At 74.9% G+C, this 7,492-nt stretch carries 9 protein-coding genes; 5 read left to right on the forward strand and 4 right to left on the reverse strand.

From position 1 onward, the window contains the following. Complete coding sequence (locus HF526_RS28865; protein ID WP_169384735.1) at positions 1 to 903, reverse strand: hypothetical protein; 903 nt, start codon at positions 901 to 903, stop codon at positions 1 to 3. 75 nt (positions 904 to 978) lie between these two features. Beyond that, the gene (locus tag HF526_RS28870) at positions 979 to 1,371 is read right to left on the reverse strand and encodes a hypothetical protein (RefSeq protein WP_211177947.1); all 393 of its coding nucleotides are present in this window, start codon (positions 1,369 to 1,371) and stop codon (positions 979 to 981) included. Between the two features lie 154 nt (positions 1,372 to 1,525). Here HF526_RS28870 and HF526_RS28875 point away from each other — a divergent pair, with 154 nt between their 5' ends. Beyond that, positions 1,526 to 3,418, forward strand: coding sequence for a S9 family peptidase (locus tag HF526_RS28875; protein WP_338051829.1), 1,893 nt, complete (start codon positions 1,526 to 1,528; stop codon positions 3,416 to 3,418). Between the two features lie 88 nt (positions 3,419 to 3,506). Continuing rightward, positions 3,507 to 4,568 carry a GNAT family N-acetyltransferase gene (locus HF526_RS37130; protein WP_169384736.1) on the forward strand — a complete coding sequence of 354 codons (1,062 nt, stop codon included), beginning with the start codon at positions 3,507 to 3,509 and terminating at the stop codon, positions 4,566 to 4,568. Between the two features lie 19 nt (positions 4,569 to 4,587). Here the strand turns inward: HF526_RS37130 and arsC are convergent, their stop codons facing one another. Continuing rightward, complete coding sequence (gene arsC, locus HF526_RS28885; protein WP_169384737.1) at positions 4,588 to 4,959, reverse strand: arsenate reductase (glutaredoxin); 372 nt, start codon at positions 4,957 to 4,959, stop codon at positions 4,588 to 4,590. A 29-nt stretch (positions 4,960 to 4,988) separates the two neighbouring features. Between arsC and HF526_RS28890 the strand changes: the two genes are divergently transcribed. The 3 genes from HF526_RS28890 to HF526_RS28900 all read left to right on the forward strand — a co-directional run bounded on the left by HF526_RS28890 (position 4,989) and on the right by HF526_RS28900 (position 6,742). Further along, positions 4,989 to 5,378 carry a DCC1-like thiol-disulfide oxidoreductase family protein gene (locus HF526_RS28890; protein ID WP_169384738.1) on the forward strand — a complete coding sequence of 130 codons (390 nt, stop codon included), beginning with the start codon at positions 4,989 to 4,991 and terminating at the stop codon, positions 5,376 to 5,378. Positions 5,379 to 5,453: 75 nt separating this feature from the next. Beyond that, positions 5,454 to 5,705, forward strand: coding sequence for a hypothetical protein (locus tag HF526_RS28895; protein ID WP_169384739.1), 252 nt, complete (start codon positions 5,454 to 5,456; stop codon positions 5,703 to 5,705). Next, entirely contained in the window at positions 5,705 to 6,742 is a 1,038-nt protein-coding gene (locus tag HF526_RS28900) for an endonuclease/exonuclease/phosphatase family protein (protein WP_169384740.1), read from the forward strand. Before HF526_RS28895 ends, HF526_RS28900 begins: the two co-directional genes overlap by 1 nt. A 5-nt stretch (positions 6,743 to 6,747) precedes the next feature. Here the strand turns inward: HF526_RS28900 and HF526_RS28905 are convergent, their stop codons facing one another. Beyond that, positions 6,748 to 7,254, reverse strand: coding sequence for a carbonic anhydrase (locus HF526_RS28905; RefSeq protein WP_169384741.1), 507 nt, complete (start codon positions 7,252 to 7,254; stop codon positions 6,748 to 6,750). Positions 7,255 to 7,492: the final 238 nt, after the last annotated feature.

Raw genomic sequence — 7,492 nt, forward strand, 5'->3', positions numbered from 1 at the left:
TCAGGCCGCCGGTCGCTCGGACACGGTGCCGCGGCGCAGCAGGGCCACCCCGGCCGCCGCCACACCGAGGCCGCCGCCCAGTGTCAGGGCGACGAGAATGCGGTCGAGCGTGCCGCCCCAGGCGAAGGGCACCACGGCGTCGACGAGGGTGAACGCGTCCACCGGGGCGATCACGATCGCGAACAGCCCGCCCGCCGCGCAGCACAGCAGCGGCCCGGCGGGGCGTCCGCGCAACGTCAGCGCGATGCCGAACCCGCCCAGCGGCCAGCCGAGCAGCGCGTATCCGGCGGCGCTGAGCACCATGACGACGACGTTGCGGTCCTCGGGGACGACCGCCGAACCGAGCACGTGCACCAGGTGCGCGACGAGCACCACCCCGGTCGCGACGGCCAGCACCACCCGGCCCCAGCGTCGCGCCGCACCGGCGATCCCGGCGACCGCCGGGATGATCAGCGCGGCCAGCGCGGCACCCCACCACGCGGCCGCCGACGGGGGCGGCGGCCAGAACTGCTCGCCGCGGACGGCCACCGCCTGGTCGCCGACCCGCAGCGGGATGGTCCAGCCCACCCGCTCCCCGGCCGGCAGCCGCCGGGCCGCGGCCATGGTGATGCGCGGGTCCGTCCAGTAGGCGCGCGCGCCGGGGGCAACGGCCGGGAGCCCGGACAGCTGGGAGCCGGGCAGCGGTTCGACGACGACCGGGAGGGCGGTGCCGTTGTCCAGGCACAGCCGGGCACCGAACTCGACCACCCGGACGTCCAGCCTGGGAACCGGCGGATCGATGCGGAGCACCCGCGGCTCGCTGGCCGACGAGGACAACCCGCCTGCGTGCGCCGACGCGACCCCGGCGGCGCCCGGGAACAGGATCGCCACCAGCAGCACGAGCAGCACACCGCGGGCGATCATGCGCTCACCCTAAGCGCGGTCCGTCCGGATTCCGTCTCCCCCTCAGCCGGCACGAACGCCACCAGCAGACGGGCCTCACGACACCTCGAGCTGGGCGAGCTCGGCGCCCCGCTGCTCCAGCTCCACCTCGAACACCCCCTTCACGCCGGCCACGAACCGCAACGTGGTGGTGGCCCCGGCGGTGACGAAGCCGGCCCGGTCGTAGCCGTGCAGGTGCACCTCGTCGGCGACGTCGCTGGCGACGACGAGCTCGACGGTGGAACCGGCCGGGATCGCGAAGCGCCGCACACCGCCCTGGACCGCGCCGCCCGCGTAGCGCAGCTCGACCCGCTGCACCCCGTCCGCGGTGACCGTGGGGGTGATCGCGGCGGCTTGCCCGCCGGAGCAGCCGGCGAGGGTCAGGACCGTCGCGGCGATCGCGACCAGCAGCGCACCGGTGCGCCGGTCACGGAGTCGGCTGATGTTCATGGTCTGACCCCCCTGCTCGCAGAATCCGGCCCCACTCTCGCCCGGGGCCTCCGTGCCGCCGCGACCGGGTGCCGGGGGGCCGCCGGTCACGGCGGGATGACCCGGGCCCGGTGGGCGCCGCCGCCGCGGCCGGCGGTGCGGCACGCTGGAGGGCGTGACCATCGACCACCCCGTCGCCGTTCAGAGCGGCGACCAGCACCCCGACCGGCACCCGGCTGCGCGCGTCCCCGACCGGCTGTTCCCGGACGACGAGCGGGAGCAGCGCTGGCGGGCCCGCTTCACCGCCACCCGGATGTCGCGCCCGCACTGGGCCCGGGACGCCGTCGACCGCAGCGTCTACACCTCGAACGCCAGCGGCACCACCGAGGTCTACACCTGGGACCGGGCGACCGACCTGCACCGGCAGGTCACGGCCCGGCGCAGCGGCACGCACTCGGTGATGCTGCCACCCGACGGCCAGACGCTGTGGTGGTTCGACGACACCGACGGCGACGAGTTCGGGCGCTGGGTCTGCGAACCGTTCGCCGGGCTGCCCGACGAGGCCAGGCCCGATGCCGCGATCCCGGGCGTCGAGGACGGCTACCCGGCCGGGCTGGAGATCGGCCGCTCGGTGACCGCCGTGGGCACCTCCACCGACGAGGGTTCGCGGATCTGGCTGCACCGCGGCGGGGCCGGCGCCGCCACCATGATCTACGAACACCCGGAGGACGCCCACGTCGGCGCGCTGTCCGAGGACGAGACGCTGCTGGCAATCAGCCACTCCGAGCACGGCGACTCCCGGCACCCGGCGGTGCGGGTGGTGCGCATCGGCGGAGAGGACGAGGGCACGACCGTCGTCGCCGAGAAGTCCGACGGTGAGGGCAAGGGCCTGACCCCGCTGGTGTTCGCGCCGGTCGCGGGCGACAACCGGCTGTTGCTGCTGCACGAGCGCCGCGGCCGCGAGGAGTTGCTGCTCTGGGATCCGGTGACCGACGTCGAGACCGAGCTGGACCTGGACCTGCCCGGCGAGCTGATCGCCGACTTCTACCCGGACGCGAGCGCGCTGCTGGTCTGGCACACCCACGCCGCCCGCACCCGGCTGTACCGCTACGACCTGTCCACCGGGGAGCTGACCGAACTCGACGTCGCGCCGGGCTGCGTGGGGTCGGCGGAGATCCGCCCGGACGGGACCGTGGAGTACACCTGCTCGTCGGCGGCGGCGCCGTCGACGGTGCGGGCGCTGCACCCCGACGGCACCGACCGTGAACTGCTCACCCCGCCCGGTGACCGCGCCCCCGGGTCGGTCGCGGTGCAGGACGTGTGGGTCGACGGCCCGGGCGGGCGGGTGCACGCGCTCGTCGCACGCCCGGCCGACGCCACCGGCCCGCTGCCCACCGTGTTCAGCCTGCACGGCGGCCCGCACGCAGCCGACGAGGACCGGTTCAGCCCGGTCCGTGCGGCGTGGGTGGACGCCGGTTTCGCCGTCGTCGAGGTCAACTACCGGGGCTCGACGGGCTACGGCTCGGTCTGGCGGGACTCCATCGAGGGCCGGCCCGGGCTGACCGAGCTGGCCGACGTGGCCGCGGTACACGACTGGGCGGTGGCGGAGGGGCTGGCCGACCCGGAGCGGACGGTGGTCGAGGGCTGGTCGTGGGGCGGCTACCTGGCGCTGCTCGCGGCCGGCACCCAGCCGCAGCGGTGGGCCGCGGCGATCGGCGGGGTTCCGGTGGCCGACTACCTGACCGCCTACGCCGACGAGATGGAGCAGCTGCGGGCGTTCGACCGCGCCCTGTTCGGCGGCTCTCCGGAGCAGGTCCCGGACACCTACCGGGTCGCCTCGCCGCTGACCTACGTCGACCAGGTGCGCGCCCCGATCCTGGTGCTGGCCGGGGAGAACGACCCGCGCTGCCCGATCCGGCAGGTGGACAACTACCTCGACGCCCTCGCGGCGGCCGGAGCCCGCTACGAGGTCAGCCGGTTCGACGCCGGGCACGGTTCGCTCGTCGTCGACGAGACGTTGCGGCACATCTCCACCGAGATCGACTTCGCCCGCCGGATGCTGTCGTGAGATCGGGCACGACAGGCGGGCGTCATCTCGTGTCAACGAGCCGGTAACAGCGCCGGACGACCATGGGACTCCCCGAGGAGGTGGTCGCGTGGTGCTCTGGCGGGTGCACGTGGAACTGGAGGACCGTCCCGGTCGGCTCGGTGAGCTGGCCACGGCGGTCGGCAGCGCCGGGTGCAACATCATCTCGCTGCACGTCGTCGGCGAGCCGACCGACGACGGTTCGGTGGTCGACGAGCTGCTGATCAAGGTGCCGGAGGACGCCGACCCGGCCGTCCTCGTCACCGCGGTGGAGCGCGCCGGGATCCCGTGCACCCTGCTCGTGCGGGCCGACGCCGGGGAACTGTCCGATCCGGTGACCACCGCGCTCGCACTGGCCCGGATGGTGGCGGCCGACCCGGGCAGTGCCCCGCGGGCGGTCGCGACCATGCTGCGCGCCCGGCTCGTCGACCCGGCGGCGCCGGACGGGCCGGGGCACACGCACACCGTGCGCATCGGCACCCAGCACCTGCACCTGGGCCGGCCCTGGCCGTTCACCGCGACCGAGCTGTCGCGGGCCGCCGCGCTGCTGGAGCTGGCCGGTCAGCTCGGGATGGCGGTGCCGGCTCCGCGCACGGCGACCGACCAGGACCGGATCCTGCTGCTGATCGACGGTTCCGAGGTCCGGCTGCGCACCGCGGTCCACGCCGACGCACCGCTGGTCGCGGCCCTGCACGCCCGGTGCTCACCGGAGACCCGGCTGGCCCGCTTCCGCACCCCGAAGCCCCGGCTGCACCCTGACGAGCTCCGGCGGCTCGTCGGGGACGTCGGCGACACCCCGGTGCCCGGGGACCACAGCGTGCTGGTTCTGACCGCGGACGGCGGCAGCGCAGTCGGCCTGGCCAACCTGCAGCCGGTCGACGCGCGGACGGGCGGCTTCGCAGTGCTGGTCGAGGACGCCTGGCAGGGCCGGGGGCTGGGCACGGCGCTGGTCCGCCGGGTCGCCGAGCTGGCCCTGGAGCAGGGCTACCAGGAGCTGACCGCGGTGGCGCCCACCGACAACCTGCAGGTCACCCGGCTGCTGCGCCGGTCCGGGCTGCGGCCGACCGCGGAGATCGCCGGCGGGATGCTGATGGTGCGGGCGGCGCTCGGCCGGCCCGTGGTGGTCGGCTGAGACTCCCCGGCGACGGCCGTCAGCCGCCGAGCAGCTCGAGCAGCCGCTCCGGCGGCCGGGCGACGACGGCGCGGTCACCGATCAGCACGATCGGACGCTCGATGAGGATCGGGTTCGCAGCCAGCGCGTCGAGCAGCGTGTCGCGGTCGGCGTCGGCGAGCCCCAGCTCGCGGTAGCCGGCCTCGCCGGTGCGGGTGATCACCCGCGGGTCGTCGGTCCCGAGCCGGCGCAGCACATCCTCGAGCCGCGCACGATCGGGGGCGTCGTCGAGGTAGCGGACGACGTCGGCGTCCACCCCGTGCTCACCGAGCAGGGCGAGCGCACCGCGGCTCTTCGAGCAGCGCGGGTTGTGCCAGATGGTGGCCCGGCCGGGAGGGTGCTGGTTCGTCACGGCCGGATCCTAGGGGGATGCTGAGGGCCATGAACGGCACCGGGGGAACCCTCGTCTTCGACGGTGACTGCGGCTTCTGCACCCGCAGCCTGGGTTGGCTGCGCCTGCTGGACACCAGGCGCCGGATCGCCACTGTCCCCTACCAGCGTCCGGATGCGCCGGCCGCCGTCGGGGCGAGCCCGGAGGACTGCGCGGCCGCGGTGCGCTGGAAGGGCGCGGACGGCACCGCCGCCGCCGGCGCAGCCGCGGTCAACGCCGCGCTGAGCGCCGCGCTGGACACCGACCTGCCGCTGCGGGTGTACCGGCGCACCCAGGCCGTCCAGGACCGGTTGTACGACTGGGTGGCCCGGAACCGGGGGCGGCTGCCCGGGATCACCCCGTGGTGCGCCCGCTACCCGGCCGACTGCGGCCGGGCCTGAGACGGCCGTCGGCCCCCGCTTCGTCGAGGCACCGCCTCGGGCGGCCGGCCGGCCGGGAAACCCCGTGGAGAAATGGTGCGGCAGGCGATCGCGGTGGCCGGCGACGCCCCGCCGGCACGGCCCGCCAGCGGCCGGTCCGGGCTGATCGGCGTCGTGATCGGGATGTGGTGCCTCGCCTCGCCGGCCGGGATGCTGATCGACGCGATCTCGCCCGCGGCGGCCGTCGTGGCGGCCGGGCTGCTGGGTGTCGGCATGGCCGGCGTGGCCGCGTCGGTGGCACGGCGCCCGGCTCGGTTGCCCGGCCCGATCGGGCAGACTGGCGGGTGATGAGCGCTCCCCCGGGTCCCGCGCGCCCCGGCGCCGCACAGCCGCCCGTGCACCCACCTCCCGGCCGGTCCCCCCGGGGCGGGCGCGGCCGGTTCCTGGCCGCCGGCCTGCTCACCGCGGTCGCCGCGGCCGGTGTGCTGCCCGACCTGCTGTTCCGGATGGACCGCTACAGCCCGTTCGCCCAGCTCATCGCGTTCCGGCCGCTCCTGCTGGCCGCCGACATGATGCTGGCCGCGATCGCGGTCCTCATCACGTGTGTGCGGCGGCGGGCCTGGCCCTTCGCCGCCGGGCTGGTCGCGATCGCGCTGGTGGGCGGCGCGATGGTGCTGCCCCGGGCGGTCGCCGATCCACTGCCGACCAGCGGCCGGCCGCTGACCGTCCTGTCCTTCAACGTGTTCGAGGGCAACGCCGACGTCGACGCGGTCGCCGAACTGATCCGCTCCGAGCGGCCCGACCTCGTGTCGCTCCCCGAGTCCGGTGCCGCCTATCGCGACCGGCTGGCGCCGCTGGTCGAGCCGCTGGGCTACCGGCTGACGACCTCGATCAGATCGGGCCGGGCCGACGTGGCCGGGGTGACCGCGGTCGTCGCCGACGGCCTCGGCGACGTGACCGTGCGGATCGGCGCCGAGATGCCGTTCCCCTACGTCGAGGTGACCGGTGGCGGGCTGGGCGCACTGCGCTTCGTCGCGTTCCACTCGGTGGCTCCCGTGCCCGGTGAGGTGCCCCAGTGGCGCGCCGACCTCGGGCAGCTCGCACAGTGGTGCGAGAACCCGAGGCCAGCGATCGTGGCCGGCGACCTGAACGCCACCCTGGACCACTCCGCGCTGCGCGGCGCGATCTCCGCATGCAATGACGCCGCGGCCCAGCGCGGGGCCGGCCTGGCGGCGACCTGGCCGACGTCGGCGCCGCACTGGCTCGGCCCGCAGATCGATCACGTGCTCAGCAACTCCGGGATCGCCGCGGAGACCTTCTCGGTCCGCGACATCCCCGGCAGCGACCACCGGGCCATCGTGACCCGGCTGCGCATCCCCGGCTGACCGGCTCAGCCCTCCGGAAGCACCTCGTCGAGTTCGAAGCTGTTGATGTCGAGCACGAAGCCGCGCACCGAGGTGTCCGGCAGGAGGAACGGGTCGCGCCGCAACTGCGCCATGTCACGGCGCACGCTCACCGCGGGGTCGCGGAAGGCGTAGGTGCGCCACGACGGGCTCATCCCGACCTGGTCGGCCAGCTCCTCGCAGAAGTCCTCGTCGCTGAAGGTGGCCATCCCGCAGCCGCTGTGCCGGACCAGCAGGATGTCCCGGGTGCCCAGCTTGCGCTGACTGATCGTCAGCGACCGGACCATGTCATCGGTGACCACGCCCCCCGCGTTGCGCAGCACGTGCGCCTCACCGGGCTTCAGCCCGAACAGCGCGTACACGTCGATGCGCGCGTCCATGCAGGTCAGTACGGCCGTCTTCAGCGTCGGCGGGGCAGTGGTGCCCTCGGCATCGGCGGCGCAGAGGTCACGGCCCCCTGCCCCGTGGCGACGCAGCAATTCCTGATGACTCACGGTGATCAACGGTAGCGGTACGACGCCGCCTCGGCACGTTTCGATCACTCGTTGGGAGCGGGCTCACGCCCGTCGAACACGACGGCCGCCGGTCCTGGAACGGACCGGCGGCCGTCGAAGGGCCCGCGAAGGGATCTACAGATCGGCGGCGACGGTCTCGGCGATCTCGTAGGTGTTGAGCGCGGCACCCTTGCGCAGGTTGTCGCCGCACACGAAGAGCTCGAGGGTGTTCGGGAAG

It is taken from the genome of Pseudonocardia acidicola, assembly GCF_012911935.1.
Taxonomy (GTDB): domain Bacteria; phylum Actinomycetota; class Actinomycetes; order Mycobacteriales; family Pseudonocardiaceae; genus Pseudonocardia; species Pseudonocardia acidicola.

Excerpts from the sequence above, each read along its gene's own strand:
- HF526_RS28890 (WP_169384738.1), top strand. The coding sequence starts at position 4,989 with ATGAACGGCACCGGGGGAACCCTCGTCTTCGACGGTGACTGCGGCTTC.
- HF526_RS28900 (WP_169384740.1), top strand. The coding sequence starts at position 5,705 with ATGAGCGCTCCCCCGGGTCCCGCGCGCCCCGGCGCCGCACAGCCGCCC.
- HF526_RS28870 (WP_211177947.1), bottom strand. The coding sequence starts at position 1,371 with ATGAACATCAGCCGACTCCGTGACCGGCGCACCGGTGCGCTGCTGGTC.
- HF526_RS28865 (WP_169384735.1), bottom strand. The coding sequence starts at position 903 with ATGATCGCCCGCGGTGTGCTGCTCGTGCTGCTGGTGGCGATCCTGTTC.